The organism is Psychrobacter sp. ASPA161_9, assembly GCF_051970275.1.
GTDB lineage: Bacteria > Pseudomonadota > Gammaproteobacteria > Pseudomonadales > Moraxellaceae > Psychrobacter.
Genome location: NZ_JBEFNI010000002.1, coordinates 100,962 through 126,911 on the forward strand (window position 1 = coordinate 100,962; position 25,950 = coordinate 126,911).

Annotated in this window: 29 protein-coding genes and 1 tRNA gene; 13 read left to right on the forward strand and 17 right to left on the reverse strand. The window is 41.8% G+C overall.

Annotated features, from left to right (window positions below; all coding sequences use genetic code 11):
* The first annotated feature begins 3 nt into the window (after positions 1-3).
* The 3 genes from ACTQ9S_RS03455 (at position 4) to ACTQ9S_RS03465 (ending at position 3,100) form a co-directional block, all read left to right on the forward strand.
* On the forward strand, positions 4-1,575 hold the full coding sequence (locus ACTQ9S_RS03455) for a DUF1513 domain-containing protein (RefSeq protein WP_440453771.1): 1,572 nt from the start codon (positions 4-6) through the stop codon (positions 1,573-1,575).
* 144 nt (positions 1,576-1,719) lie between these two features.
* Positions 1,720-2,388 carry a M48 family metallopeptidase gene (locus ACTQ9S_RS03460; RefSeq protein ID WP_440453773.1) on the forward strand — a complete coding sequence of 223 codons (669 nt, stop codon included), beginning with the start codon at positions 1,720-1,722 and terminating at the stop codon, positions 2,386-2,388.
* A gap of 109 nt (positions 2,389-2,497) precedes the next feature.
* The gene (locus ACTQ9S_RS03465; protein WP_068037712.1) at positions 2,498-3,100 is read left to right on the forward strand and encodes a methyltransferase domain-containing protein; all 603 of its coding nucleotides are present in this window, start codon (positions 2,498-2,500) and stop codon (positions 3,098-3,100) included.
* Here ACTQ9S_RS03465 and ACTQ9S_RS03470 read toward each other — a convergent pair.
* Both ACTQ9S_RS03470 and ACTQ9S_RS03475 read right to left on the reverse strand, forming a co-directional pair.
* Entirely contained in the window at positions 3,089-3,748 is a 660-nt protein-coding gene (locus tag ACTQ9S_RS03470) for an HD domain-containing protein (protein ID WP_068037710.1), read from the reverse strand. The genes ACTQ9S_RS03465 and ACTQ9S_RS03470 overlap by 12 nt on opposite strands.
* Positions 3,729-4,637, reverse strand: a complete 909-nt coding sequence (locus tag ACTQ9S_RS03475) for a hydrogen peroxide-inducible genes activator (RefSeq protein ID WP_068037708.1) — start codon at positions 4,635-4,637, stop codon at positions 3,729-3,731. The genes ACTQ9S_RS03470 and ACTQ9S_RS03475 overlap by 20 nt, the downstream gene beginning before the upstream one ends.
* Positions 4,638-4,915: 278 nt before the next feature.
* Here ACTQ9S_RS03475 and ahpC point away from each other — a divergent pair, with 278 nt between their 5' ends.
* Positions 4,916-5,482, forward strand: a complete 567-nt coding sequence (gene ahpC, locus ACTQ9S_RS03480) for an alkyl hydroperoxide reductase subunit C (protein ID WP_068037706.1) — start codon at positions 4,916-4,918, stop codon at positions 5,480-5,482.
* Between the two features lie 168 nt (positions 5,483-5,650).
* Here ahpC and ACTQ9S_RS03485 read toward each other — a convergent pair whose 3' ends face one another.
* Positions 5,651-5,899 (reverse strand): YdcH family protein, encoded by a 249-nt coding sequence (locus ACTQ9S_RS03485; protein WP_440453775.1) that lies wholly within the window; start codon positions 5,897-5,899, stop codon positions 5,651-5,653.
* Positions 5,900-6,412: 513 nt separating this feature from the next.
* On the opposite strand from ACTQ9S_RS03485, the gene ahpF reads away from it, so the two are divergent.
* Positions 6,413-7,990: an alkyl hydroperoxide reductase subunit F gene (gene ahpF, locus ACTQ9S_RS03490; protein ID WP_440453777.1), complete on the forward strand. Its 1,578-nt coding sequence runs from the start codon at positions 6,413-6,415 to the stop codon at positions 7,988-7,990.
* Positions 7,991-8,058: 68 nt separating this feature from the next.
* Here the strand turns inward: ahpF and ACTQ9S_RS03495 are convergent, their stop codons facing one another.
* The 5 genes from ACTQ9S_RS03495 to ACTQ9S_RS03515 all read right to left on the reverse strand — a co-directional run bounded on the left by ACTQ9S_RS03495 (position 8,059) and on the right by ACTQ9S_RS03515 (position 12,321).
* The gene (locus ACTQ9S_RS03495; RefSeq protein ID WP_068329351.1) at positions 8,059-8,919 is read right to left on the reverse strand and encodes a bile acid:sodium symporter family protein; all 861 of its coding nucleotides are present in this window, start codon (positions 8,917-8,919) and stop codon (positions 8,059-8,061) included.
* A 180-nt stretch (positions 8,920-9,099) separates the two neighbouring features.
* Positions 9,100-9,432 (reverse strand): TIGR01244 family sulfur transferase, encoded by a 333-nt coding sequence (locus ACTQ9S_RS03500; protein WP_068329349.1) that lies wholly within the window; start codon positions 9,430-9,432, stop codon positions 9,100-9,102.
* Between the two features lie 146 nt (positions 9,433-9,578).
* Positions 9,579-9,905, reverse strand: a complete 327-nt coding sequence (locus tag ACTQ9S_RS03505) for a beta-lactamase hydrolase domain-containing protein (protein ID WP_350656051.1) — start codon at positions 9,903-9,905, stop codon at positions 9,579-9,581.
* Between the two features lie 152 nt (positions 9,906-10,057).
* Complete coding sequence (locus ACTQ9S_RS03510) at positions 10,058-11,776, reverse strand: SulP family inorganic anion transporter (RefSeq protein WP_440453779.1); 1,719 nt, start codon at positions 11,774-11,776, stop codon at positions 10,058-10,060.
* Positions 11,777-11,850: 74 nt separating this feature from the next.
* Entirely contained in the window at positions 11,851-12,321 is a 471-nt protein-coding gene (locus ACTQ9S_RS03515; RefSeq protein ID WP_228138856.1) for an ArsR/SmtB family transcription factor, read from the reverse strand.
* Positions 12,322-12,545: 224 nt separating this feature from the next.
* Here ACTQ9S_RS03515 and ACTQ9S_RS03520 point away from each other — a divergent pair, with 224 nt between their 5' ends.
* On the forward strand, positions 12,546-13,415 hold the full coding sequence (locus tag ACTQ9S_RS03520; RefSeq protein WP_068329346.1) for an MBL fold metallo-hydrolase: 870 nt from the start codon (positions 12,546-12,548) through the stop codon (positions 13,413-13,415).
* A gap of 94 nt (positions 13,416-13,509) precedes the next feature.
* Positions 13,510-13,947 (forward strand): thioredoxin TrxC, encoded by a 438-nt coding sequence (trxC, locus tag ACTQ9S_RS03525; RefSeq protein ID WP_440453781.1) that lies wholly within the window; start codon positions 13,510-13,512, stop codon positions 13,945-13,947.
* Positions 13,948-14,064: 117 nt separating this feature from the next.
* On the opposite strand, the gene ACTQ9S_RS03530 is transcribed toward trxC, so the two are convergent.
* From ACTQ9S_RS03530 to ACTQ9S_RS03545, 4 genes are all read right to left on the reverse strand, one after another.
* Positions 14,065-14,466 carry a hypothetical protein gene (locus ACTQ9S_RS03530; RefSeq protein ID WP_440453783.1) on the reverse strand — a complete coding sequence of 134 codons (402 nt, stop codon included), beginning with the start codon at positions 14,464-14,466 and terminating at the stop codon, positions 14,065-14,067.
* A gap of 144 nt (positions 14,467-14,610) precedes the next feature.
* Complete coding sequence (locus ACTQ9S_RS03535) at positions 14,611-14,970, reverse strand: SirB2 family protein (protein WP_068329336.1); 360 nt, start codon at positions 14,968-14,970, stop codon at positions 14,611-14,613.
* A 74-nt stretch (positions 14,971-15,044) separates the two neighbouring features.
* Positions 15,045-15,365 carry a BolA family protein gene (locus ACTQ9S_RS03540; RefSeq protein WP_068329335.1) on the reverse strand — a complete coding sequence of 107 codons (321 nt, stop codon included), beginning with the start codon at positions 15,363-15,365 and terminating at the stop codon, positions 15,045-15,047.
* 352 nt (positions 15,366-15,717) lie between these two features.
* Complete coding sequence (locus ACTQ9S_RS03545; protein WP_068037667.1) at positions 15,718-16,530, reverse strand: M48 family metallopeptidase; 813 nt, start codon at positions 16,528-16,530, stop codon at positions 15,718-15,720.
* Positions 16,531-17,100: 570 nt separating this feature from the next.
* Here ACTQ9S_RS03545 and ACTQ9S_RS03550 point away from each other — a divergent pair.
* Positions 17,101-17,175: transfer RNA gene (locus ACTQ9S_RS03550), tRNA-Gly, on the forward strand.
* 292 nt (positions 17,176-17,467) lie between these two features.
* Complete coding sequence (locus ACTQ9S_RS03555; RefSeq protein WP_068037666.1) at positions 17,468-18,259, forward strand: glucose 1-dehydrogenase; 792 nt, start codon at positions 17,468-17,470, stop codon at positions 18,257-18,259.
* Between the two features lie 155 nt (positions 18,260-18,414).
* Here the strand turns inward: ACTQ9S_RS03555 and ACTQ9S_RS03560 are convergent, their stop codons facing one another.
* The 4 genes from ACTQ9S_RS03560 to ACTQ9S_RS03575 all read right to left on the reverse strand — a co-directional run bounded on the left by ACTQ9S_RS03560 (position 18,415) and on the right by ACTQ9S_RS03575 (position 22,182).
* Complete coding sequence (locus ACTQ9S_RS03560) at positions 18,415-19,218, reverse strand: SDR family NAD(P)-dependent oxidoreductase (RefSeq protein WP_440453785.1); 804 nt, start codon at positions 19,216-19,218, stop codon at positions 18,415-18,417.
* Entirely contained in the window at positions 19,218-20,357 is a 1,140-nt protein-coding gene (locus tag ACTQ9S_RS03565; protein WP_440453787.1) for a hypothetical protein, read from the reverse strand. Before ACTQ9S_RS03565 ends, ACTQ9S_RS03560 begins: the two co-directional genes overlap by 1 nt.
* Positions 20,358-20,480: 123 nt before the next feature.
* Positions 20,481-21,386 carry a LysR family transcriptional regulator gene (locus tag ACTQ9S_RS03570; protein ID WP_350656056.1) on the reverse strand — a complete coding sequence of 302 codons (906 nt, stop codon included), beginning with the start codon at positions 21,384-21,386 and terminating at the stop codon, positions 20,481-20,483.
* Positions 21,387-21,573: 187 nt separating this feature from the next.
* Positions 21,574-22,182 carry a YceI family protein gene (locus tag ACTQ9S_RS03575; protein WP_440453788.1) on the reverse strand — a complete coding sequence of 203 codons (609 nt, stop codon included), beginning with the start codon at positions 22,180-22,182 and terminating at the stop codon, positions 21,574-21,576.
* 673 nt (positions 22,183-22,855) lie between these two features.
* Here ACTQ9S_RS03575 and ACTQ9S_RS03580 point away from each other — a divergent pair.
* The 4 genes from ACTQ9S_RS03580 (at position 22,856) to ycaC (ending at position 25,356) form a co-directional block, all read left to right on the forward strand.
* On the forward strand, positions 22,856-23,260 hold the full coding sequence (locus tag ACTQ9S_RS03580; RefSeq protein ID WP_440453790.1) for a DoxX family protein: 405 nt from the start codon (positions 22,856-22,858) through the stop codon (positions 23,258-23,260).
* Positions 23,261-23,338: 78 nt separating this feature from the next.
* Positions 23,339-23,893: an NADPH-dependent FMN reductase gene (locus ACTQ9S_RS03585; RefSeq protein ID WP_440453792.1), complete on the forward strand. Its 555-nt coding sequence runs from the start codon at positions 23,339-23,341 to the stop codon at positions 23,891-23,893.
* Positions 23,880-24,653: a YoaK family protein gene (locus tag ACTQ9S_RS03590; RefSeq protein ID WP_082785716.1), complete on the forward strand. Its 774-nt coding sequence runs from the start codon at positions 23,880-23,882 to the stop codon at positions 24,651-24,653. Before ACTQ9S_RS03585 ends, ACTQ9S_RS03590 begins: the two co-directional genes overlap by 14 nt.
* A gap of 25 nt (positions 24,654-24,678) precedes the next feature.
* Positions 24,679-25,356: an isochorismate family cysteine hydrolase YcaC gene (gene ycaC, locus ACTQ9S_RS03595; protein WP_440453794.1), complete on the forward strand. Its 678-nt coding sequence runs from the start codon at positions 24,679-24,681 to the stop codon at positions 25,354-25,356.
* Between the two features lie 97 nt (positions 25,357-25,453).
* Here ycaC and ACTQ9S_RS03600 read toward each other — a convergent pair whose 3' ends face one another.
* Positions 25,454-25,789, reverse strand: a complete 336-nt coding sequence (locus tag ACTQ9S_RS03600) for a GNAT family N-acetyltransferase (RefSeq protein ID WP_440453796.1) — start codon at positions 25,787-25,789, stop codon at positions 25,454-25,456.
* Positions 25,790-25,950: the final 161 nt, after the last annotated feature.

The window sequence follows — 25,950 nt, forward strand, 5'->3', positions numbered from 1 at the left end:
ACTATGCAGATCATGAGAGCTAAGACAGTAGCGCTAGTGACTGAAGATTCTTCTGAGTCACAGGGTCTAACACGCAAACAGTCTAATAATCAAAACAATAGACACAATACTCGACTAGGCCATGAGCTGTTGACAACCTCAGCATTAACAGCACTGTCTACTATAATGGGTACAGCCGCACTTGTCGGTATCCATCATCGCTATCGTAAGCAGCGTCAGCCTGATGCAAGCTTGGTAGATTATGCGACTGGTATTCGCTCTCACTTGCCCTCAGCATCTAAGCCGCAGTTAACGCGATTTCGCTATGCCTGTCAGCAAGCCGCTGCTGCGTGGCAACAGTCGTATCATAACTCTATAGAAGATAAAGGTAGTGATAGTAACACTACTGACTTTAGCGCCGTTCATACTACGACCATGCTAACGCGCCCAGTTTGCTGGGTGAGTGGTGTGGCGTCTATGCCAAAAAGTATTATATTGGCAAATGACGATCACAGTGATGAGGGTAATCCTGAAAATGACTTCGGTGTGGTTGGTATCGATGCGAATAGGGAAGTCGTTTGGCAGACCACCATGCCTGAACGTGTGCATGATATTGTTGTACAGCCTATCTCTAACGTTCTAAATGAGCTTAGCGATAATTACCATAACCGTGATGTTGTAGTGATGGGTCGGCGTCCAAGCGAGAAGTTTTGGGTGCTAGATACAGCGACTGGGCAAGTAAAGTTTGCTATCAAAGCTTCAAACCATCGCCATTTTTATGGTCATGCTTGCTATAGCTTAGATAGTAAATTGCTGTATGTGACCGAGAATGACACCATAAGTTTAGACGGTAAAATTGGTATCTATGATGCTCATGATGCTTATAAAAAAGTAGCAGAGTTTGACTCGCATGGTATTGGGCCGCATGAGCTAATTATGCATCCTGATAGTGAAACGTTGGTGATTGCTAATGGTGGTATTAAGACCGAGCAAGCTTCTCGTGAAGAGCTAAACCTAGATACCATGCGTCCGTCATTAGTGTATCTTAATCGTCATGATGGCTCATTGCTTGAGCAGATTTTCCCTGAGCACAATCAAATGAGCGTACGTCATTTAGCTATGCATAATGATGGAACTGTAATGATTGGCATTCAGTTTCAAGGTGATAAGCATATCAATGTGTCGTTAGTATTGACGCATAAGCGCGTTGATTCTGACTTTAAGCCATTGATTATGCCCAATAATCAATGGCAACGCTTTCATCAATATATCGCCAGTGTGGCGGTCGATAGCGAGCGTAATTTGCTATGCGTGACCACACCGATTGGTGGCTGTGCAGCGATTTATGATTTAAACACTCGAGAATTGATTGATGATGTCGGTTTGCCAGATTGTGCAGGGGCAGCAGTGTTATTCACTGATAAAAAGCCAGGTTTTATCGTTAGTGATGGACAAGGTCAGTTAACGACGTTAGAGGTGAATGATACATCAGCGACAGGGTCAATTAACCAGGATAAGATTGAGAAAACTCAGTGTATTATTAAAGACAGTAAGGTGCATAAGATGTCTTTTGACAATCATTTGCAAGCGCTGTAACTGTGGTGATTGCTAAATAAAAAAGAATAACCATTATAAAATGCTGCTGAGATAAGTTTTCCTTGCTTGCTGTAGCTAGCGGACAAAGGCTACGAAAAATTTATTCTAGTAGCACTATATTTATTTTATAGTGGCTCAACTCTAATGACGACTAAGCAAGGGGGATACGACATCAGTTTACATACTGTTAGAGAACAACTTGCGCAGGCGGGCATTGAGCTACATGTCATTAAAAAACGCGTCAAAAATATCAATTTTCGCTTAAAGCCGTATACGTTGATGGTCTCAGCACCAGCATTCATTACCATGGCGCAAATTGAGCAAGCTGTTGCTAAGCGGGTACCTTGGGCGATTGCTAATCACGCGCAAGTCTTGGAACAATATAAGCGTAAACAAACCTCTTCACCAGATACTTCAACTGCCGACAGTCCTATTCTGTTGTGGGGTGTAGAACAATCATTTACCTTATGTCATGATGAAAAAATTGCTTATTATCGGCAACAGCTCTCTGAAGTCATGCCTTCTCTGTTTGAAAAATGGCAGCCAGTTGTCGGCGCGCAAGCTAATGAAATACGCCTGAAAAAAATGCATACGCGTTGGGGCAGCTGTAACACGCGAGCGCGACGGATTTGGCTATCCGTATATCTGCCAGCATATCCTGTTGAGTGCACTGAATACGTCATCGTTCACGAGCTGTGTCATTTGCATCATGCCAATCATAGCCGTGCGTTTTGGCAAACGGTGGCAACAGCAATGCCGGATTATCAGCATTGGCATAATATGCTGGCAGGTAAGACGGGGAAGTTAGATTGAATGTATCACGTAAATAATATAAATAATCGTAATAAGACTGATATGATAGTTCATAACGGTACTAAATGTATTGTTATAAAAAATAAAAACAGTATACAAGGATGGTTATATGGATAGTGTCAATCAAGCCGAATTTTGGCAGCAGCGTTATGAGGCTGGAAGCATACAATGGGATATGGGACAGGTATCGCCACCGCTTAAAGCTTATATCGACCAGCTACCTGAATCGGCTAAAGACCAAGCTATTTTAGTACCAGGTGCAGGTAATGCTTACGAAGTCGGCTATCTGCATGAGCAGGGTTTTACCAATGTCACTTTGGTTGATTTTGCCCCTGCGCCAATTAAGGATTTTTCTGAGCGCTATCCTGACTTTCCGGATGAGCATTTAATCTGTGCGGACTTTTTTGATTTATCCCCTGAGCAATATCAGTTTGATTGGATACTCGAGCAGACGTTTTTTTGTGCAATAAACCCCTCACGCCGTGATGAGTATGTGCAACAAATGGCAACGCTGCTAAAGCCTCAAGGAAAATTGGTTGGCTTATTATTTAATGTCGACTTTGGACGTCAGGAACCACCCTTTGGTGGCACGAGAGATGAGTATCAACAACGTTTTGAGACTCACTTTAACATTGAAATTATGGAGACGAGCTATAACTCGCATCCAGCACGACAGGGAAGTGAATTGTTTATTAAGTTCTTAGCAAAGTAGCAAATTAACTTCGCGCTTAATATTATCCCGAGCTTGTACTTCTAACTGCTCATAGTAATAGTCAGTCAAATAAAGTTTAGGATGCGCTAAGAGTCCGTTTAATACAGCCGTTCGCCCAATACGATAATCTGCAAGCGGAACATGCATGTATTCTTGGCGTACGGCTTGTGCATATTGTTCATACTCAGGCCAAGACGCACCCAAAATACTCAAATCCATATCTAGCAAATAAGCAGCGTCACTGCTTTTGTTAGGGTCTGTAAACTCATTAAGCTGATGACTGGCGGTCATCATAATAAGCGCATAGATATGCTGGCAGTGTTCAGCGCTCAGATAATGGCCTAGCGCCCCGACGGCATACTCTGCACTTTTTAGCTCATTATCCGCGCGCGTTGGATCATAAATTACATCATGGTAGTACAATGCTAATGCGATAATATGTGGCTCACTAAGCTCACGCTTAATCTGTTCGAACTGCTCAAACAATTGCTGAAGGTGGCTTAAGGTATGATAAGCGCGCTGCGTTTCGTTATAACGAACAGCGATATCTTGCCAAAGCGCATTAACTTTCGCTGGCTCGATATCGCTATTAATAGCAGATAAGTGCAGGGCAAAACGATTGCCAAGATTAGGGTTTACTTGCAGCATCTTCAAACGCTTTTTTAAACACCTTTCCGAGTAAGTTTACGTCATCGACACGAGCATAATTTAGACGCGTGACGAAGGCGATATGACGATGAGGTCCTTTTTCTGCCAGTGGTACTGCGACTGCATTTTGATTCTCTAGATGCAGCTGATCTAACGCCATCTCTGGAACCAAAGTCGTACCCATATTGGCAAGTGCCATTTGGATAAGCGTGTTTAAGCTGGCATCAGAAAAGCTTGATTTCATTTCTGCACGATCAAAGTGACAGACAGATAAGGTCTGATCGGTCAGGCAATGTCCTTCACCCAGCAGCATAAGATTGGCAGTCGCTAGCTCATCGGAGTTAATGGTTTCAAGCTTGGCATGCACATCGTCTTTTGGAAACACTGCAAAGAAGTCCTCGTTCCAAAACTCAAAGCTATGTAGGCCATCTACTGCATAAGGTAGTGCAATGATAGCAGTATCAATATGACCGTAGCGCACTTGTTCGAGCAGGCGCTCGGTTTGTTGCTCAACGATGGTCATACGAAATTCTGGATAATGCTCTCGCAGCGCAGGCAACACTTTAGGCAATAGGTAAGGCGCAATCGTTGGAATGATACCTACTGTCATAGGGTAAGCAAGCGGCGTCTGATGACTGTGCGCGCGCGTGGTCAAATCGCTCACTTCAGAAAACACCCGCTGTGCCCGCGTTAGGATATCCTGCCCGATAGGGGTAATCAGCACCTGCTTATTATTACGCTCAAAAATCTGCGTATCCAGCTGTTTTTCTAGCTCTGCGATACCCAAGCTCAATGCAGACTGCGAAATATTACAGTCTTCAGCAGCGCGTTTGAAGTGACGGTGTTTAGCAACGGCTAAGGCAAATTCAAGCTGACGTAAGGTAATCATAAAACCTCTCTATTAATGGGTTTTTAATGCAATTTTTATACTTGTTCATTCAGTATACGATAGCAATTTACTGATAGTACACTGATGATTAAAAGTAGATAGAATAGTTTAACAAGTTTAATAAAACAAAACATCACATTAAAAACTTTTAACTGGATTAACCGTAGAATTCGCGTATAGTTTGTCAGGTAGCCCAGATAGTTAAAGGCTTAACAGAAACAATCAAATAAATAAGCATCATTTAACTTAATCACACTTAATTAAAAAAGGAGCCAATCATGGCGTCTATTATCAATCAAGAAATCCCAGAATTTTCAGCAGATGCATTTGTAAACGGTGAGTTCAAAACTATCACTTCAGAAGATGTAAAAGGCAGCTGGGCAATTTTCCTATTTTATCCAGCCGATTTTACCTTTGTTTGCCCAACTGAACTTGAAGACATGGCAAACCATTACGAAGAGCTAAAAGGTCTAGGCGTTGAAGTTTACTCAGTATCAACCGATACTCATTTCACGCACAAAGCATGGCATGACTCTTCAGATGCTATTGGTAAAGTTACTTACCCAATGATCGGTGATCCTACTGGCCGTATCACTCGTGGCTTTAACGTCATGATCGAAGAAGCTGGTCTAGCAGAGCGCGGTACTTTCTTAATCGATCCAGATGGTCTGATTCAGGTTGCTGAAATTCATGCTGGCGGTATTGGCCGTAGTGCAAAAGACATGCTACGTAAAGTAAAGGCAGCACAATACGTTCGTGAAAACGACGGCGAAGTTTGCCCAGCAGCTTGGGAACAAGGTGGCGACACTCTAAAACCAAGCCTTGATCTAGTTGGTAAAATCTAAGTATTGCTTTATTTGAATGATTTAGATGTTCGTAGTGTTGTATACAAAGTTTCACTTGGATAGATAAACGCTACAGACAAAGACCCCATCAGCATAAGTTGATGGGGTCTTTTTATATTGTTAACTAGGAAGGGTTTTTATTTTTATTTGCTAATAAGAAACGAAGTATTAGGCATGAGATTGTAGTTTATTTTTATCGATTATTTTATAAATCTCATCTTTTAAATGCAGTTTTCGTCGCTTCATTTTTTCTATTTCCTCGTCACGACTGGCGTGCTTAACCAAATCTTTGTCAAGTTGATTGATTTGCTGATCAAGCTGAGTATGCTCATCAAAAATACTGGCAAAGTGGCTGTCTTTCTGCTTAAGTTCTGCAATAATCTCTCTGTTGTCTTGTAACGTATCAGTCTTTCTCATGTTGTCATCCTTGTTATGAAGCGCAAGCTTACAATAAGCATCAGCGCATTGTCGTTAAGGTTGCTGTGATGAATTGCTATGATTGTGAGACTTAGATTTTATTGAGCCAAAGCGCTATTAACTTAATAGTGATAAGGCTCAAGCTCAGCAGAAAACACTTTAACAAACACTCTTAAAAGTCAATCCGCCAGTAGGTAAATAAGACTTTTTCCTATTCGCCTCACTCGATTGTAGCGAAAAAACAACCTCTACACCATAACTATAATGGGACTATTATGGCTTTATCAATTTATATTTAATTGATAAAACAGTTTTACGATTGGTTTTATAAAATATAAAGTTTGAGTTTCTCTGCTTGCTCAAACCCTCGAAACCTATGATAATAGGGACATTAAAGGGCATAGGCCTTATTCAAATTATACTTTAAACAACATTACTCACTTCAAATTTTCCATCTTTAAACGTGCAGCCGCTTAGTTGCCGTTACATATTGAATAACAATGAGGAACAAACATGATAGATCAAAGTTTATTAGACGCTGTTAAGAGCTATAGCGAAAATATGACTCGTCCAATTACTTTCGTATTGGGTAGTGGTGAGCATCAAAAACGTGCAGAGCTAATTGATTTTTTGACCAAAATTGCTGGCACTACCGATAAGATTAATTTTGATGCAACAGCGAATGATGATAGCTTACCAAGTCCGATTAGTTTTGCGGTTCGTAGTCATATTGGTGGCGAGTTGACCGATACTGGTATCGTCTTTAGCGGTATCCCAGGCGGTCATGAGTTTACCTCGCTTATCTTAGCAATCTTGCAGTCGGGTGGCCATACGCTAAAACTAGATGAGGGTATTCAAAAGCTCATTAAGCGTTTTAATAAGCCATTGCAGTTCCAAACTTATGTGTCGCTCTCTTGCCACAGTTGCCCAGAAGTCGTACAAGCGCTGAACCAATTCGCGCTACTAAACGATGACATCAGCAACGAGATGATCGATGGTGCATTGTTCCAAGAGCAAGTAGAAGCAAATAATATCCAAGGCGTACCGGCAGTATTCTTAAACGGTAAACCGTTTGCTAATGGTCTGATTGATACCGCCAAGCTCATTGAAAAGCTACAAGAGCAATTCCCTGATTTATTAGCAGAAGCGGACGATGATGCCGAGCAGTTAGAGCAGCAAGATGTGACTATTATTGGTGCTGGTCCTGCTGGGATTGCCGCAGCAATTTATACCGCGCGTAAAGGTCTAAAAGTGACGATGGTCGCAGATCGCATCGGTGGACAGGTGAAAGATACACAAGATATCGAGAACTTAATCTCTGTACCGTTGACCACAGGCAATGAATTGTCTGCCAATTTTGAAAAGCACTTGCAAGAGTACAATATCACGCTCAAAGAGCACGTGAGTGTCAAAGAAATCAGCGAGACGGAAGAAGAAAATTACAGCATTCATCTAAACACGGGTGAGACGTTTGAGACTCGCAGTATTATCTTAGCGACTGGTGCGCAATGGCGTAAACTTGGTGTACCAGGTGAAGAGGAAAATATCGGTAAAGGCGTTGCCTACTGTGCGCACTGTGACGGTCCTTTCTTTAAAGATAAAGACATCTCAGTCATCGGCGGCGGTAACTCTGGTGTCGAAGCAGCATTAGACCTTGCAGGTATCGTGAAGCATGTGACCGTACTTGAATTCGCAGATGATTTAAAAGCGGATCAGGTATTGATTAACAAAGCCAAAGAAAAAGCCAATATTGAATTTATCACTGGGGCGGCGACGCAAGAGATTAAAGCGACTGATGGTAAAGTGACTTCTATTGTTTATCAAGATCGCAGCACAGGTGAGACCCATGAGCGTGACTTGGCAGGAGTGTTCGTACAGATTGGCTTAGTGCCAAATACTGGATTCGTTAAAGGCTTTGTCGATTTAAACCGTTTTGGTGAGATTGAGATTGATGAGCGTTGCCGTACCGATCGCAAAGGTATCTTTGCTTGTGGTGACGTAACGACGGTACCCTTTAAACAGATTAACATTGCGATGGGTGAGGGTTCTAAAGCTGCTCTAAGTGCTTTTGAATACTTAGTTATGCAGTAAGCCGTTCATCTATAAAGTTAGTTTGAGAAGCCACCTCTTTTGAGGTGGTTTTTTTACGTCAGAAACAATCAATTCTTATTTCTAATCAAAGCAATAATTGGCAGCGCAATCACATACATGAGCACCCCATATACAGCAGCAGGTAAGGCAATAGCAGGTAGACCAACTGCCGTTCCCATAATAATAGGGGCTAAAGTAATTGCAGTCGTACTGTTTTGAATACTGGTTTCTATTGAAATGGTTTTGGTATCAAACCAGCTAAGCTTTAGCGCTTTAGAAGTCAAAATGCTTAACACAAATAAGGCCATAATGATAAGGACCAGCTCAAGCCCCATTGACGTTAACTGTGATTTTAGGAGTTCCCAGTTGGAAGCGATGGCTGCAAAAACAATCAATACAAAAAAGATACTAGCTAAGCCATTTAGAATACTGCTCCTACGCACCATGAAGTTAGTGAATTTGTAGCGAGCAAGCATACCAAGGGTGACGGGTAAAGTCGTTAATAAAAACATCACCACACCAATTTTTACAGCGCTAATAGAGCTGGCTTGGTCTTGCATAAAATGGTTAAAGGCTAAAGTAATTAAGATGGGCAAAGTAATGACCGATAATAGACTAACCACACCAGTAAGCGCGACTGAAAGCGCGACATTACCCTTGGCATAATAGGTGAGCATATTACTGGTCACGCCGCCTGGGCAAAAACTAATTAGCATGATACCAAAGGCGATGGTTGGTGGTGGTCCCATCACTAGGACTACTGCTAAAGCGACTAAAGGCACAATAATGACTTGGTTTACTAATCCGACGAAAAACGCTTTGGGGTGATTAGCGATAACCTTAAAGTCACTGGGTTTGAGCCCTGTTCCTAAGGTAAACATAATATAGGCAAGAGCCAGGGGGAGTAAGGCCAGCGCAGTATTACTCATGAAACATTCCTTGTAAAAATGAAAGTCATCTTAGAATGACTTTTCAAATAGTCCACATTCCTTGTGGTTTTATAACTTCAAATATACTTTAAAACATCGTCTTAACTGTTATAAAAGCCCACATGTTTATATGGACTTAATTAGTTAACGCTTGCTCAAATAGTTAAAACCTCTAATTTATTAATCGTCTAACAAATCCATACGCTTAGCGGCTTCATAGATACCCGTTGAGCGATTGCCCGTACGGCAGAATATGAGCATTGGCTGCTCGGCTTGATTGAAGAAATCCGCGAATTCTTCGACGTGATTTTGATTGAGCTCACTACCAGCAAAAGACACTTCTTTGTAAGCAAGGCCCGCTTTTTTAGCAGCCGCTTCGATATCAGCGCTGGTTGGCTGTCCAGGCTCTTCACCGTCAGGACGGTTGTTGATGATGGTTTTGAAACCGTTTTCGGCAATCATAGGTATTTGGTCAGGGGTGATTTGTCCTGTAATGCTAACTTGATGGCTCATAGGAGCTCCTTTCTTAGAATGATTTATTTAATGTAGTTAGTGTTTGTTTAAGATATTACTTTCTCAGATACGTTGTTTTTGAGACACGTTACTTCTTAACAGACACTGTTTTTGAGACCCATTGTTTTAAGCTCAATATATAAACGTTATAACAAGCCTTGCATCAACGCGCTTTGATACAGCAATTTAGCGCGTGCACCGGTACCACAAAACATCAATATAGGTTTGGGTGCGGTACGATAAAAATCAGCAAATTGCTGCACAGTCATCATGCTTAGGCGCTCATCATCAAAAGGTATATGATGATAAGTTAGGTTGGCCTGCTCGGTAGCCGTGGCAAAATCACAGCTGTTAGGCTGCATATCAACCTCAGCGTCAGGACGTATATTGAGCACTGAGCGATAGCCAAGCTCTGCAATTTTGATACATTGGCTTGGGTAAATTTGCTTATAGATCGTTATATCATCGGTCATAAATAGATTCAATTGAGTTTGTTAAAGTGCGTTTATTAAAGAAGGTTTATCAATACAATAAGCTAGCATAACACAGGCTCTATCATAGCGATATTTTGTTATAGACAACAATAGTGATTGACGGTTTAGCGCACTAACAAAGCGTTCGCTAGTTATTTTTTAATGCATTCTTTTAATGCATTGACGGCATCTAAGGTGCTTAGGTAGACCTGTCCTGATAGTTCGGTAATCAGAGGGGTGTGTCCAATGACATCCATGACTGGACCTTTCACGAAGCTAAAGTGTAAACGCTTATCTTGCAGCGCTAGCTCTTGATTAAGTGTGCTCAACATCTCTTGCGCAGTCAGGTCGATATGATTGACTGCTGACATAATCAGGATAAGTTCATTCGCGTCTGGATACTGCTGCAAGGAATTTAAAATACGCAGGTGCACTGACTCACTATTACCAAAGAATAGACTCTCATCGATACGCAATAGTAATAAATTATTAAAAGTCACTACGTCGTGACGATTGATATTGCGAAAGTGCCCCGTACCGCCCAGCTGTCCGACGATGGCAACATGCGGCTTACTCGATTGCCAAATAAGGCTGGCGAATGACACCATCAGGCCGATGACCAATCCAGTATTTAGCCCAAATATCAGTACACCTGCAAACGCTGCCATAAAGCTTGCACCATCTAAGCGATCACGCTGCCAAGCAGACTTTAACGTGTCAATATCAATGAGCCCAATAATAGAGGCCATGATAGTCGCGCCAAGTAGCGCATAGGGTAGAGGAGCAAGCGCATTGCCAAAGGCGATCAGCGCAGCAATCATCACCAGCACCGTCACAAGACTGGCCACTGGGGTTTTGGCACCTGAATCGACATTGATAGCGGTACGTGAAAAGCCACCTGCGACCGCAAAACTCTGAAACAGTCCACCAGAGAGGTTTGCCAGTCCAAGTCCGGTCAGCTCACGATTGGCATCAAAACTTTCACCACGTAGCCTAGCATAGGTACTAGCGACCGAGCTACTGGACACAAAGATAATAAGCGCCATCAGTCCTGCGGTCGGTAACAGCTTGAGCGCCTCTTGAACATCTGGCACATGAGGTAGTGTAAAGCTCGGTAGCCCTTGCGGAATACTACCGATGGTCGCGACTCCAAGCGCACTCCAATGCAATGCCATACTGAGTACAATCGCGATAACAAGTAAGATAAGCGGGAATAAGCGCTCCGCCCATTTAGCATAGGACGATGATAGCCATGTGCGCCATACCCATTTGCTCGCGTAACGGTTCGCCACCAAAAGTGCAAAGGCAACAACACCAATGAGCAAGGTCAGTGGATGCAGTTGGCGCGCATACATCTGCATGGTAGATAAATAGCCGATTAAGCTGCTACCAGCGATTGGAATGTCGGTTAAGTACTTAAGCTGGCTGACGAAGATTAGAACGGCGGCACCGCTCACAAATCCAGCCGAAACCCCGCGACTGATAAACTGCATAATCCAGCCGAGCTTTAATCGCCCCGCAATCCAGAGCAGCGCTCCTACCATCAGAGCTAATAAACTTGCCATCAACGCGTACTGCTCAGTCCCTTGCTCAGCGTAAGGCAGCAGACTACTGGCGGTCATGATAGCGGTGATGGCGACGGGTCCGACAGCTTGTACATTACTAGAGCCAAGCCATGCGTAAACGATGACAGGCACGATGGCTGCATATAAGCCATAAACAGGTGGCAGCCCTGCGAGCACGGCGTAGCCTAAGCTTTGCGGTATCACCAATACGCCAACCACAAGCCCCGCGATGACGTCAGTCGGCAACGTAGCTAACTGATATTGGCGCAGCCAAGTAGGAATCAGACGAGCGGCGATAGAGGCCATATCAATACGTCATCACAATAGAAAGCATCATTACATTAAGCCCTGTTGTATTAAGGAGTAAGGCTAGTACGCTATTATTCTGCTTTGGCACAAAAACGTTGATACAGTAGCTCTAGTACGGCTAAGGCATCGTCGCTTGCGATACTATAGTAAATTTGCTTGCCTTCGCGACGTGTCGTGACCAGTTCATCCTTACGTAGGATGCCCAGCTGCTGCGATAGACTTGGCTGTCCAACACCGACCAAGCCTTCAAGCTCACCGACACAGTATTCACCTTGAGTCAGCTGGCATAATAAAAGCAAACGATCGGGATGCGAGAGCGACTTCAATAATTGGCTGGCTTGCATGGATGCTTGTTGCATTTGCTTAGCAAGATCTATTGGTGCAAAGTCGGCTGTATTATCAAGTGATACATCATCGCTAATGCTGTGAGTCGATGTACCCAATGCTGAAGTAGAAGTAGTCAGAGTGAGCTCCTTATATAAGAGAGCGATAGAGGGCGCTGTCTTGTTAATAAATAGATAGTTAATTATCAATGATATCAAAAATTATAGCAAGTTATCATTAATTACATTATATAAATTGATAAAATGTATCGTAGTTGCTATATTGGTTGTCTTAAATAAGTCGTTAGCACATTTAAATATTATATACGACTGAATATTATACTTAAGTGTTATTTAGAGATTAAAACATTCTTATTATCGAACGCCCATATAATTAATTACTCTTACGATTAAATCATTCATATAAAAGTAGAGAGGCAGCCATGCAAGTTCATTCATTCTTACATAGCGACACCGAGACCTATACGCACGTACTAGCCGACGTTCAGCAAAAACTGTGCGCGATTATCGATCCGGTATTGGACTTTGATTCCAACTCAGGAAGCACTGATACCAAAAGCATTGACGAGGTCATTGAGTTTGTACGTGAGCATGGTTGGGAGCTAGTCTATATCATTGAGACCCATGCGCATGCGGATCATCTATCGGCTGCTATCCATGTAAAAGAAACACTTGGCGGCCAATTAGTTATAGGTCAGCATATTACCGAAGTACAAAAAATATTTAAACAGATTTTTAACTTCGATACCAGTTTTCGTACCGATGCCAGCCAGTTTGATATTTTGACAGACGATGGTGAGACATTAGAGCTTGGTAGCATTACCATCACCGCGATGTATGTGCCAGGTCATACGCGTGCTGATATGGCCTATATTGCCACTGATAAAGAAAAAACCGCGGTCTTTGTTGGGGATACATTATTTGCACCTGATGTGGGTACGGCGCGCTGCGACTTCCCCGGTGGTGATGCCAAAACGCTGTATCAGTCAATCCAAAAACTGTTAGCACTCCCTGAAAATACGATCATGTATCTGTGTCATGATTATCCGAGTAAAGGTCGCAAGCATTGCCCAACCACCACTGTCGCTGCGCAGAAGCTGGGCAATATTCATGTGAAAGACGGTATTAATGAAGCAGAATTTGTACAGATGCGTGAACGTCGTGATGCTACTCTTGGAATGCCACGTCTGATTATTCCAGCGGTACAAGTCAATATTGATGCTGGTCACTTTCCAAAGCCAGAAGACAACGGTACTCGTTATCTAAAAATACCCATTAACGCACTTGGATAATGGATAAGTACAGTGTTATGGTATATTTAACATGGCTTAGTGAATAGTTTGAATAAAAATAAATCATGATAGCCATTGAAACAGGAGTTCTATAATGAGTGAGCCAAACTCTCATCTAGTATGCCCGCATTGCCAAGCAACCAATCGTGTACCAATTGCACGGCTGAGTGCTGCGCCAAAATGTGGTAAATGCGGTCAACCATTATTAACCGGTAGCCCTCATGAGCTAAACGCGCAAACAGCCAATAAAATCATTCAAAAAAACGATGTATTGACCATCGTTGACTTTTGGGCGAGCTGGTGTCAACCTTGTATTATGATGGCACCGCAGTTTAAAACGGCAGCCAGTCAATTGCCGCAAGTGGTCTTTGCTAAAGTACAGACTGATAAATACGAGCAAGCGGCTGCACCTTACAATATTCGCAGCTTGCCGACGATGGTGGCCTTTAAAAACGGTAAAGAAGTCGCGCGTCAGTCAGGCGCATTACCTAGCGGACAAATCGTTCAATGGGTGCAAAGCTTAAATTCTTAATCTTAGACTGAGTTATTGCTCGTTATGATTAGACATAAAAAAGCCAATACGTTAATTGCGTATTGGCTTTTTTGATGAGATAACGATAATACCTTAACGACTTTATATATAGTTTATTTATTCACCATAAATCTTAACGCCATTGACGAAGCTACAACGCTGGATACGGGCAGATTGAACAATCGCGTCACGCTCGCCGTAAAGCCGTGATAACTTAGCATCGCGGGCTTTAGTATTGTTGCTTTTACCAACCCCAAAGCTGATATTAGGTGAGATCCCCCAGCGTCCAGCAGAAACCCCAACACCGACACCTGAAGTAGACAAAGTTGACTGCTCATTACGAGCGGCATCAACATAACGATTTACACGGTTATATTCTTGGCTAAGTGTTTGGCAGTTATAGTTCTGATAGGTACTTGGCGGTACATATTGTGGCGTGATATTACCGGTAGATGCGCAGCCTGAGAGACCAAAAATGCCAGCTGATGCTAGTATTGTCGCTGCAGTAAGAGTTTTCATAGTGGCTCCATAAGGCTAAGTGATTGTATTTGTTTAAGATAGCAAAAATAAAGTGATTAAGATATTGAAAAATACACCAATTATTAAATGTAATTTCGTGCAGTTAATAATTTTATTAAGGATAAATCGACGATCGAATCAGGATCAAAATAAGTTTGCAGGTTTAGCAAAGGCGAGTATCACAATACCAATGTAGGCAACAGCCGCAATGAGAATTCCTGTTTTTCTTTGGGTAGGTGTCGCATGATTGTTGAATGCTTTAATACTAGCGCTAATGGCAGCGACAAGTAAGATTATTTTGGCAAACACCCATTGGACAGGCGCGTTCGCACTCATCAGCTGCATTAGCATCATAGCCCCTGAAAGTATGACTAAAGCATAGACAATATGATTGGCTATTTTAACCACACGTGGTGCCCGTCTATTGGCGCTTAATACCAGATAGCTTTGATATAAAAATAGTACAACGACTAGTAATGCCATTAGCATATGTAAGTGTTTCATCGAATGTGGTTTCCTTTACAGTTGCAATTTGCAAGCTTATTTATAATATCTAATTATTATATGAATATGACTGACTACTTGTTTTGTCCAGCACATAACGGGCTATCAGGGCTTTGGCCTTGCCATTCGGTCGGTGTGTACGCATGAATAGCTAAGGCGTGTACTTGGCCGCCTTGTGAGGTCAGTAATGGTGTAACCAGCCCGTATATTAATTGGTGGCGTCCAACCAAGCGCTTACCTTCAAAGGCGTCACTCACGATGGTCAGTTTAAAGTGGCTTTCTTTACCTTCAAAATAACCAGCATGATTCATTGACTCGTTAATCAGTTCGATATGCTGAGGTTGTAGGGCTTGTAGCTCGGCACTTAGAGCATCAGCAGTAGGTGTGGTATTCATAGCAATCCTTAAATGTATTCTTGCTTGATGTTTTTTTCTTAATAAATTTTGTCTAATGGTAACTATTTAGAATTTAGCAATTTGTGAATGACATATTGTGCCCATTATAGCAGACGCTGCTAGCTGTACAGGGCGCTATTAAATTGAGCATGGCTTCTAAGAAATATAACTTCTAAAGAACAGAATCTCTAACTGCCAAAAATTATCGAGTAAACGGTTTTTTGGTGCAAAAGCTTCTTAACTAGAGATACAAAAAAGCAGAGCGCAACACATGGTTTGCACTCTGCTTGTTATGATCTATAGCAACTTATTCAAGGAACTTACTCAAAATATAACGTCTAAAAATTCATGATTAACGACGTGATTTTTGGTATAGCGGCATTACCTTAGGCATTAATGATTGTAATTCGACAATGCGATTGCTGCTGCTTGGGTGAGTACTTAAGAACTGTGGTGGCTCACCTTGGCTAGCGCGTTGCATTTTTTGCCATAAGCTAATAGTAGCTTGCGGGTTGTAACCTGCGCGTGCCATTAGCTCAAGACCAATTTGATCTGCTTCAGCTTCTTGTGTACGACTGTGCGGACGGCTTAGACCTAGGTCGCCGGCTACGGTTGCTAACTGTGCTTGACCTTGTGACAAACCAAAGATACTCGCTGCTACACCGATACCTGTTTGAGTGGCATATTCGCGTGAGATACGCTCGCGTGAATGTTCACGAAGCGCATGAGACATCTCATGACCCATAATGGCAGCTATCTCATCGTCAGTCAGGTTTAGACGGTCAATGATGCCTGAATAAAACATAATCTTACCACCAGGCATGACAAAAGCGTTTAGCTGATCAGACTTGATAGTATGCACTTCCCATTGCCATTTCGCTGCATCTGGACGATACACACCAACTTGACCGATTAAACGGTTAGAGATGTTCTTTAAACGATTGAGCTGAGCTTTATTGGTGTCGAGTAAGCCGCGCGCCTTTGCTTCTTGCATTGTTTTGGCATAACTTTGCGCTGATAATTGCAAAACTTGCTCATTCGAGACTAGTAACAGCTGCTGACGGTCAACACCAACGGCACCACTATTTGTGGTACTGGTACAGCCAGTCAATGCAAGTGCCGACAGTGAAGCTGTCATTACCGTAGTGGTAAGCAGTTTTTTCATAATAAATATCCTCGATATAAATAGTAAAAAGAAAAGTTGAACAAAGCTGATATTAGTACAGTAGACAAAATGATAGTTTGTTATTGAAGTTCTACTACCGTTTGCTAATCTACCTAACCAGTAAAATTTTACCCGAACTATTGTCAGACATAAGTATAATAATGTTAACGAGGTAAAACCAATGCAGGAAAAGTAACAATACAGCGTATGATTGTAAGTGAAGTACAGAAAGGCAAGGTAGGTGATAGTACATGGAGACAAGAGTGAGCGATAAAAAAAGTTATAAGTAGGGTAGATGAATATATTACAACTGTAAAACGTATGGTTATTAACAAAATAAGCATAACATCAGATATATTTCTCTTACCACCGTAAAATAATCCAAACACAATTTACGATTAATACTTGTCATTAAATCAGTAGTTTATGCCAGATTATCTCTTTAGCTTAGTCTGGAAATAACAATATTAGCAATAATTTTTAAAAAACATATTGACACTCACAGAATATTTGCTAAAATAGCCAGCCTATCGAGACGTAGTAGTTATTAATATTACGGTTTGATATTCAGCGGGAATAGCTCAGTGGTAGAGCATAACCTTGCCAAGGTTGGGGTCGAGAGTTCGAATCTCTTTTCCCGCTCCAAATATGGCTTGAAAGAGCACTAAAGCCTCACTTCATTGTGGGGCTTTTTTTATGGGTAAAATTTATAGCGCTAATTTCTAATACTAATAGCTACTGGAACATACGATATTTTTATAACGACTGTTCTCGTTGTAAAGTGTCGATTACAAAAGACTGATGATTTGTCACATCAACCATTTAATAAGTATGCGCCAAACCACGCATACTTATTAAGTCGTTCAGTTAGAGCCGACAACCAATTTATAGCCAGTAATATAAAGAATGATATAAATAACTATTATAAGGAATAAGTATGCAAGCATTTGAACCTAAAACCTTTGATAAATTATTCGATTTATCTGGCAAAACTGCCATCGTGACTGGCGGTGCCAATGGCATTGGTAAGGCTTCTGCGCTACGTTTAGCACAAGCTGGGGCAAATATTGTCATCGCTGATTTAAAAATTGACGATGCTAAAGCGGCTGCACAAGAAATCGAAAGCTATGGTGTCAAAGCATTGGCGGTTGAGTGTAATATCTTAAAAGATGAAGATTTGGTCGCTATGGTTGATAAAGCTATGGAAACATTTGGTTCTATCAACATATTGATTAATAACGCTGGTGGTGGCGGTGGTGGCCAAGAGAATCCGTTTGAGATTTCGGTGAATGACTTCCGTCGTGATTTTGAGTTAAATGTCTTTAGCGCATGGCGCCTATGTCAGCTATGTGTACCGCATATGAAAAAGTCAGGTTACGGCTCAATCGTTATCACAACGTCGATGTCGAGTATCAACAAAAGCCCTGATATGAGTGGATATGCAGCATCGAAAGCCGCGGTGAACCATATGGTAGCCAACCTAGCTCATGACTTCGGCCCAGAAGTACGTATTAATGCCGTTGGCCCTGGTGCCACGCAAACGGACGCACTAAAAACAGTGCTCACGCCTGAGATTGAAGAGAAGATGCTAGCGCATACGCCTATTAAACGTCTAGGTGAAGCAGAGGATATCGCTGGTGCGATGCTGTATTTTTCCGCACCCATATCAGAGTGGGTGAGTGGTCAGACACTGTTTGTAAATGGTGGCGGTGTGCAAACTTTAGATTAAAATTGACGATATAAAAGTATTGAAATCAAAGTATTAAAGTAAAAGCATCATCTGACTTTTGACTAGATGATGCTTTTTTTATTATCAGTATATTTTCACAAAAAAAAGCCAAGCAATATGCTTGGCTTTTGTCTGTAAGTTAATTAACAAACTATTTACTTCTTCATGGACAATGCCACGGTTTTATTGCCTATCCAATTCACCCATTTCACTGGAAAAAAACGCAACTGTAATCTAATTAAGTTCGCTATTACGCCTGGTACGACTAGGAACTCTCGGTTTTCTACGCCTTTTAACATGGATTTAACCGCGCCCTCAATCTTCAGCTCACCTGCTAACTTTTTCATACCGACGCCAGCTTGCGACATGACGCCGACTTCAGATTGTGTCAATGGTGTATCTATCGGCGGTGGGGCGAAGACGGTGATATCGATACCCAATGGCTTCCATTCAAAGTTTATCGACTGCATCATGCCCCAAATGGCAAACTTCGAGGCACTATAAGAGCTGTAGCCATAACTACCAGTGAAGGATGACATGGAAGCGGTAACCATGACTTGCTTGCCACGTGATAAAAACGGACGCACAGCAGCCAGTACGTTGCGTGTACCGAATAGATTGATGTTCATCACCCGCTCAAATTGCTCTTGGCTCATATCATCAAAAGTCCAAGGCCCTGTAATCCCCACGAAATGCATTAGAATATCTGGCGATAAGCTTTCGGCAGCCGTAGCGATTTGCTTAGTGGTCATATCCGCATCGGTCACATCCAACTGATAGGTTGCAATTGAAGCGTCATTTTTATTCATAGCTTGCAAGCTTGATAGCACCTCATCAAGCGGTTGTACATCAAACAGTACTAGGTTAGAACCTTGGTTAATCAGTTGCTTAGCAGTCTCTAATCCAATACCTGAGGCTGCGCCAGTAATATAAACCGTCTTATTGGTAAAATAACCCATTAGGCACTTTCCTTTTGCATTGAGTGACTTTTTACCGATTTTTTCTGTAAGGTTCCAAATTTTGCCTCGCCGATGAGATGACTGACTTTATGACCGGGGATAAGCCAGTAAGGGGTCGCTTCACTGCTTGAAGCGCAGTTAGGAAAGTCAGGGTTTTTAGAGGGACCGGCGATGGTTTTTTCTATGACCATCGAGATATATTGCTCATTACTACCTTCTAGCGTGTTGCCGTTTAGGATAACTTCCATGCCTGTCTGCTGAGCATAACGACGAATGGCATTCACTTTTGAGTTCATTGGAGCGTAAGCATCTGCGCCGACGCCATTCTCTGAGGTGACTCTTATACCATCTGGCACGCGCGCGACTAGTGAATGATTGCCCTCGGTATGACCTGGAGTATGCACCAGCGCCAAGCCTTTGCCCAATTGGATACTCCCAGTAAACTTAATGACTTTATCAGGGTCGACGTCTTCGATGCCGTTGGGACAATACCAATCCGCTTGCACTGGCAGCAAGGCAGTGGTACTTAGCCACTCTCGCTCATGCACCAAAATTTTGGCATTAGGGAAGTAGGCAGCGTTATCTTTCGTGCCTGTGTTTGTAGTGCCTGTATTTTTAGTGCCAAGCCAGCGACGTATATCTTGGGTATGAAGATGATCATAGCTGATGTAATCAACATCTTCTGGTGCTAAGCCGACTTCCGCAAGTGCACCTGTCACATCACGGATGATGGGAGCGACCACGCTTTCAAGCGGTGACCAGTTGGGCATCTTGTCCGTTAAGCGCTTAAAAAACGGCGTCTCGCGGTCTGCTTCGATATCAGAAGGAGAGAACAGCAAAGTCTTTAATTCGCCTAAAAAGTCATGATATTGAATGATAAAAATACGGTTAAGAATATGAAGGTAGGGGAATTTATAAGTGCTTTGGGTATAGACGCCGCTGTAAGCGTACCATGTTGGGTAGGGCACTCTAACCATATCTGCGCTTTGATAAAATTGAACAGGTGGCTCATCCATAAAGCGTTCTCTGAATGCGCTTGCCTGCTTGCGAGCTGTGTTTAGACGCTCTTGAGGTAGTGGACTTTGGCGTACGTTATCAAAGTCGTTAATCGCTTTCATGCCTAGTGCTTGCAAATCCATAATGCATCTCCTTATGACTGATGGATATCTTGAGACAATACTAGCAACATTGTTTTAAGGTTTATAGCGACTTTAGAAAACTGTTGGGTTCTACTATGTTAGGTCAGATTATGTATTTGTTTATCAGAACTCATCCCAGTAAGGATTGTCGCCAAAACGCTCTGCAATAAAGTCAATCAAATAACGGCAGCGCTGTGACAAGAAGCGGTTCTTAGGGTAAACCGCATAAGCATTAAGGGTGGGCAATTGATACTGCTTAAGAACAGGCACTAGCTCACCTTTGGCCAATCTTTGGTAAGCGATAAAGGTTGGTATAAAAATAATACCATGACCTTTCACTGCCAAATCCACTAAGAACTCACCATTAGTCGCTTTGATTTTTGCGTTTATTGTATGGTTGTGTTTTTTCCCTTGCGCGTCCGTCAGGGTTAACGTGCTTGTTTTGCCCAGACCATATTGCAAGAACTCATGTTCTTGTAAGTCTTCTAGGGTCTCAGGCGTTCCCATCTTTTCTAAATACTCTGGGCTGGCACAAAGCGCATAACGAATCAGCGCTAGTCGTTTTGCTTGATAGCTGGAGTCTTGCAGCTCTCTAATACGAATGGCTAGCTCAAAACCTTCTTCAATCAAGTCAACATGTCGATCAGAAAAATCCAAATCAAAGCTTAGATTGGGATGTTGATTGGCGTATTCATCAATCACATCATTCAGATGCATAAGCCCAAATGACAGGGGTGCTGTCATCTTTAGCGTGCCTTCAATGCGTGTAGGCGCACCACTAGTCTGCTCGTTAAGTGCGTCCACTTCACTGAGTATATTGTTCGCCTGTCGGTAATAATGCTCACCAGCCTCGGTCAAGTTAGACTGCCGAGTGGTCCGGCTGATCAACTGATTGCCCAAGCGAGTCTCTAAATCCTTTAAACGCCTACTCACAGCCGATTTGGCAACATCTAACTGCTCAGCTGCTTTAGTAATACTACCGGCTTCAACAATGCGTACAAACATTGCCATATCTTCTAGTTGTCCCATCCTAGCTACCCTATTATCGTTGCCCGCTATATCGTATTATCTTATCTTATAGCTTTGCAAGGGGAGTTCTTTAAGTAGAATTCCCCTTGCAAAATCTCGAAGAATCAAAAAAGCTGGGTTAAAAAACCCAGCCTACTTCTATTAAATAATGTGTTATTACATATTGTTTTAAGGGGATGAACCAGCCTTATTTAAGATCTGCTTTTTTGCTGGCTTCTACTTGAATGACCAGTTTGATGTCTTTCATCATACCGCCATCTGTATAGGTATCGACACCCCATTTGGTTCTGTCGATAGTAGTTTCAAAATCACCACCACAAGCTTCAGCTTTTAATAAAGGGTTGTCATAGCAGTTAAACTTAGTGGCCGTTAAAGTCACAGGGTGAGTCTTATCAAGCAGCGTTAAGTCACCTTTGACTGCCTTGACTTTATCGCCATCAAACTGCCACTCAGTAGATTTAAAATAAGCCGTTGGATATTTTTCTACATTAAAAAAGTCAGCAGATTTTAGGTGTCCATCAAAGATTTTGAGGCCTGTGCTCAAGCTACCCATAGGGATAGTAATACCTATAAAACCTTTTTGATCTTCAGGTGCATACTCAAGAGTGCCCGATAAATTATGAAAGCCACCAGCGTTGGTCGTCGTGCCAAAGTGATCGACAGAAAAGCGCACTGCAGTATGGTGAGGGTCAAGCTCGTAAGTAGCAGCGTGACCTAAAGTGCTGAGCAGGCCAAGAGCACTGACAGCAGCAAAAGTCATCGCGCGATTTGCTTGTTTGATAGATTTTAAAGTCATGATAAATAATCCTTTTGTTAAGTAAGTAAATCAAGTGAGTACGTATAATATAGGCAAGTACAGGGTAGAGCGAATATACCGTTCTTTTCAATAATTAGCTCAAAGACTGCTTTAAATTTAGAACTTGCTTGTTAAGCTCTGCTTATACGTCGAATTGGTAAGTTTAGCAAAAAATGACTTTATTTAATGCTAAACACTATCAAGAAATGTGTATTTCCGTTATTTTTTGTACTGTTTAGGGTGTTATAGATATTCTCATAACTAAACCCCACTAGAGTAAATGAATGTTTTTTTAATAATCAAATCTTAAATCTAGCTACACATCTATAATATATTTAATTCAAACCTGACTCTTAACTTAGTATGGAATATCGTAGGGTGGCGTTTCAAGCCCATTCTATATCGTTTGCTCAGCGGCTTTAGTAATACTACCGACTTTGACAATGCGTATAAACATTGCCATCCCTTATAGTTGTACCATTTTAGTTATCCTCTCATAAGTGATTCGTTTATAAAAAGCTCGTTTATAAATAATTATTAATTGTTCTTTAAATGAGAACAGTTATTTGTGATTATTGCTGTTTATCTAAGCACAGTCAATGTCTACAATATGTCCATTGAATAACCAGACGAAAATAACTTAAATATACATTTTCATTAATGGAGAGTACTGATGGACAAGTTACAAGAGTTGAGCGCCCCTATTGGTCGCCTATTTATATCGATGATTTTTATTTTTTCAGGCTTTAGCAAGATTACTGGCTATGCTGCAACAGCTGGCTATATGGAATCGGTAGGCGTACCAAGTATTCTACTGCCACTAGTGATTGCACTTGAGCTATTAGGCGGTATCGCAGTACTCATTGGTTTTAAAGCCCGCTTAGTATCTTTATTAATCGCTGGGTTTAGTATTGTTTCCGCAATCCTTTTCCATCAATTCTGGAATGACGAATCACAAATGAACCCATTTATGAAAAACATCGCGATAGCTGGTGGTTTCTTAATGATATTTGCTCATGGTCCAGGCGCTTATTCAGTTGATAAAGATCATGCACCTAGAACAAGAACGTTACACTAAGCAACGCTAAATTAAGTAACGCTAAGCTAAGCACAATTAAATCAATTAACGTACGGTAAAGAGGAGGTCTTCATCATTATGAACGCATCGACGAATATAGCCCTAATCATTGGTAGTTTGCGAGAGGCATCAATCAATCGTAAGTTTGCTGAATTTATCGTGTCGCAGCTACCTAACAGTGTCACGGCGACAGAAGTACAAATTGCAGACTTGCCTCTTTATAATCAAGATTATGATGACCAGACGATTGAAAGTTATGATCGTGTCCGTAAGCAGATTAAGAGTGCCGATGCGGTATTAATCGTCACACCAGAACATAACCGTACGATGCCTGCTGCCCTAAAAAACGTTATCGATATCGCTTCTCGTCCTCATGGCGATAGCGCTTGGACAGACAAAAAAGTAGCCGTAGTGACAGCGTCTCCTGGCACTTATGGTGGTAGAGCTAGCGGCCTAGATGTACGTAAAAGTATGCAGATGCTATCGGCTCAAATGATGATTAGTCCTGAAGTATACCTAGGCCATGCTACTGATAGCCTAAATGAAGATGGTAGCGTCAGTGAGCGCACGCAAAAATTCCTGCAAAAGTTTGTGGATGAGTTTGTAGTGTTTGCCGGAAATGCCAGTGCATAACAGCGCCTCTAACAACATTGAATCTAACAATACTGTATCTAAGAATGATAAGAGTGGTGCTCAAGATGGTAAGCCATCAAGCTTTTGGCAACGTTATCAAGCGCCAGTGTTACTAACGGTCGTTGGCGGTGCCATTGATACCATTGGCTTTATAACTTTGTTTGGGTTTTTTACCGCTCATGTTACTGGTAACTTAGTACTAGCAGGTAGCGGCTTGGTGAAAGGCGAAGATGGTCTATGGATTAAGCTTGCATCTGTACCGCTGTTTATTTTGACGGTAGTAGTAACGAAGATATACATAGATAAAAGCAAAAAACAGCAGCTGATCCTGAGTCATTTATTCTTAGCTGAAGCAGTGTTTTTGACCGCATTTATGATCGCGGGCTTGTCTTTTCAACCCTTTATCGATGCAGGTGCTATTACCGTTGCGATAACTGGTGGCTTAGGTTTAACGGCTTTAGCGATTCGTAATACGGCCAGCAAAACAGTCATTAAGCACATGAGTCCAACGGTACTGATGACAGGCAATACTACGCAGTTAGGAATAGGCCTATCAGATTACTTATCAAATAGAACGTCTGAGAATGCTAAAAAGTTAGTTCATAGCTCAGCGTTGGTCATGAGCTTTGTGATTGGTGCGTTATTAGGCGCTGTTCTGTATGTTAAGTTGAGCTATTGGGCAGTTGGTTTATTTGTACTGCCAGTTCTTTACTTGTCGATTTTGTCTAGAGATAAGGATTTTTTACGAAATATTGGTTAAGGCTTTAAGCGCTTTCAATTTTTGAATGATTATAAGTTCTTGTTATTCCTCAGATAAGAATTCATATTTGTATTTGTCGTGGTTTATCTATTTATCTCTGGATAATGCTGTTGTGTTATTCGTAGATCATCAAGCAGGTCTATTATCTTTAGTTCGTGACATCGAGCCAGCTGAATTCAAAAATAACGTCATGGCACTTGCAAAATTGACTAAGTACTTTGACTTGCCAGCAGTGATGACGACTAGTTTTGAGCAAGGTCCAAACGGTCCTATGATGCCAGAGCTAAAAGAGATGTTCGCTGATGCGCCTTATATCGCTCGTCCTGGTCAGATCAATGCTTGGGACAACGAAGATTTTGTTAAAGCCATTGAAGCCACTGGTCGTAAGCAATTGATTATTGCTGGTATCGTGACCGAAGTATGTGTTGCATTCCCAGCGTTATCTGCCCTAAAAGCGGGCTATGAAGTATTTGTGGTGACTGATGCTTCAGGTACATTTAATGAGCTTAGCCGTACCTCTGCTATCGATCGTATGGTAGCTGCTGGCGCACAACCACTGACTTGGTTTGCTGTAGCCAATGAAATCCGTCGTGACTGGCGTGAAGATATGGAAGGGTACCTAGACCTTTTCTATCAAACAATCCCAGCTTATGCTCCATTAATCGACAGCTACAACGCTTTAACTGATGACAGCAATAAGTAATATAAGCTATTGACTGTTTATTGTTAAATCAAAAACGCCATGTTTTTTAGCATGGCGTTTTTTTTGACTCGTTTTTTATTATTGACTTGATACTTTATTAAGGTTTTGCGTCATGAAATACAGAGTTGGCTTTATACTCTGGGTGCTTGTCGATATAAGAATTGACGTAAGGGCAGGTGGGTTTGACCCGTAAACCTTTAGCAGCAGCATCATCTAAGATTGATTTAACAAGGTAACCTGCGATACCGCGTCCACTCAATTCTTTTGGCACTTCAGTATGTTTATATTCAATGCCTTTTTCACCCTGACTAGTGGTAAAAAACTCATAGTCCTCAAAAGCGATATGACCATCAATATGGATTTCGAAGCGTTTTTGCTCAGGGTTATCGATTAGCTCGTAGTTTAAAGACTCTCTGTTTGATTCATTAGACATAATTGGCTTTCCTTATTAGTTGGCTTTCCTTATTAGTTGGTTTTATTTATTTAACATTTTATAGACTTAACTCTATTTAGTTAACATTAATAATATTAACAGCTTATACCGATTGTTCTGTTATGAATATATTACTCTATTTAGGTTGTTTAATTGTTCTT

Excerpts from the sequence above, each read along its gene's own strand:
- ACTQ9S_RS03455 (WP_440453771.1), top strand. The coding sequence starts at position 4 with ATGCAGATCATGAGAGCTAAGACAGTAGCGCTAGTGACTGAAGATTCT.
- ACTQ9S_RS03460 (WP_440453773.1), top strand. The coding sequence starts at position 1,720 with ATGACGACTAAGCAAGGGGGATACGACATCAGTTTACATACTGTTAGA.
- ACTQ9S_RS03465 (WP_068037712.1), top strand. The coding sequence starts at position 2,498 with ATGGATAGTGTCAATCAAGCCGAATTTTGGCAGCAGCGTTATGAGGCT.
- ACTQ9S_RS03470 (WP_068037710.1), bottom strand. The coding sequence starts at position 3,748 with ATGCTGCAAGTAAACCCTAATCTTGGCAATCGTTTTGCCCTGCACTTA.
- ACTQ9S_RS03475 (WP_068037708.1), bottom strand. The coding sequence starts at position 4,637 with ATGATTACCTTACGTCAGCTTGAATTTGCCTTAGCCGTTGCTAAACAC.
- ahpC (WP_068037706.1), top strand. The coding sequence starts at position 4,916 with ATGGCGTCTATTATCAATCAAGAAATCCCAGAATTTTCAGCAGATGCA.
- ACTQ9S_RS03485 (WP_440453775.1), bottom strand. The coding sequence starts at position 5,899 with ATGAGAAAGACTGATACGTTACAAGACAACAGAGAGATTATTGCAGAA.
- ahpF (WP_440453777.1), top strand. The coding sequence starts at position 6,413 with ATGATAGATCAAAGTTTATTAGACGCTGTTAAGAGCTATAGCGAAAAT.
- ACTQ9S_RS03495 (WP_068329351.1), bottom strand. The coding sequence starts at position 8,919 with ATGAGTAATACTGCGCTGGCCTTACTCCCCCTGGCTCTTGCCTATATT.
- ACTQ9S_RS03500 (WP_068329349.1), bottom strand. The coding sequence starts at position 9,432 with ATGAGCCATCAAGTTAGCATTACAGGACAAATCACCCCTGACCAAATA.
- ACTQ9S_RS03505 (WP_350656051.1), bottom strand. The coding sequence starts at position 9,905 with ATGACCGATGATATAACGATCTATAAGCAAATTTACCCAAGCCAATGT.
- ACTQ9S_RS03510 (WP_440453779.1), bottom strand. The coding sequence starts at position 11,776 with ATGGCCTCTATCGCCGCTCGTCTGATTCCTACTTGGCTGCGCCAATAT.
- ACTQ9S_RS03520 (WP_068329346.1), top strand. The coding sequence starts at position 12,546 with ATGCAAGTTCATTCATTCTTACATAGCGACACCGAGACCTATACGCAC.
- trxC (WP_440453781.1), top strand. The coding sequence starts at position 13,510 with ATGAGTGAGCCAAACTCTCATCTAGTATGCCCGCATTGCCAAGCAACC.
- ACTQ9S_RS03530 (WP_440453783.1), bottom strand. The coding sequence starts at position 14,466 with ATGAAAACTCTTACTGCAGCGACAATACTAGCATCAGCTGGCATTTTT.
- ACTQ9S_RS03535 (WP_068329336.1), bottom strand. The coding sequence starts at position 14,970 with ATGAAACACTTACATATGCTAATGGCATTACTAGTCGTTGTACTATTT.
- ACTQ9S_RS03540 (WP_068329335.1), bottom strand. The coding sequence starts at position 15,365 with ATGAATACCACACCTACTGCTGATGCTCTAAGTGCCGAGCTACAAGCC.
- ACTQ9S_RS03545 (WP_068037667.1), bottom strand. The coding sequence starts at position 16,530 with ATGAAAAAACTGCTTACCACTACGGTAATGACAGCTTCACTGTCGGCA.
- ACTQ9S_RS03555 (WP_068037666.1), top strand. The coding sequence starts at position 17,468 with ATGCAAGCATTTGAACCTAAAACCTTTGATAAATTATTCGATTTATCT.
- ACTQ9S_RS03560 (WP_440453785.1), bottom strand. The coding sequence starts at position 19,218 with ATGGGTTATTTTACCAATAAGACGGTTTATATTACTGGCGCAGCCTCA.
- ACTQ9S_RS03565 (WP_440453787.1), bottom strand. The coding sequence starts at position 20,357 with ATGGATTTGCAAGCACTAGGCATGAAAGCGATTAACGACTTTGATAAC.
- ACTQ9S_RS03570 (WP_350656056.1), bottom strand. The coding sequence starts at position 21,386 with ATGGGACAACTAGAAGATATGGCAATGTTTGTACGCATTGTTGAAGCC.
- ACTQ9S_RS03575 (WP_440453788.1), bottom strand. The coding sequence starts at position 22,182 with ATGACTTTAAAATCTATCAAACAAGCAAATCGCGCGATGACTTTTGCT.
- ACTQ9S_RS03580 (WP_440453790.1), top strand. The coding sequence starts at position 22,856 with ATGGACAAGTTACAAGAGTTGAGCGCCCCTATTGGTCGCCTATTTATA.
- ACTQ9S_RS03585 (WP_440453792.1), top strand. The coding sequence starts at position 23,339 with ATGAACGCATCGACGAATATAGCCCTAATCATTGGTAGTTTGCGAGAG.
- ACTQ9S_RS03590 (WP_082785716.1), top strand. The coding sequence starts at position 23,880 with ATGCCAGTGCATAACAGCGCCTCTAACAACATTGAATCTAACAATACT.
- ycaC (WP_440453794.1), top strand. The coding sequence starts at position 24,679 with ATGATTATAAGTTCTTGTTATTCCTCAGATAAGAATTCATATTTGTAT.
- ACTQ9S_RS03600 (WP_440453796.1), bottom strand. The coding sequence starts at position 25,789 with ATGTCTAATGAATCAAACAGAGAGTCTTTAAACTACGAGCTAATCGAT.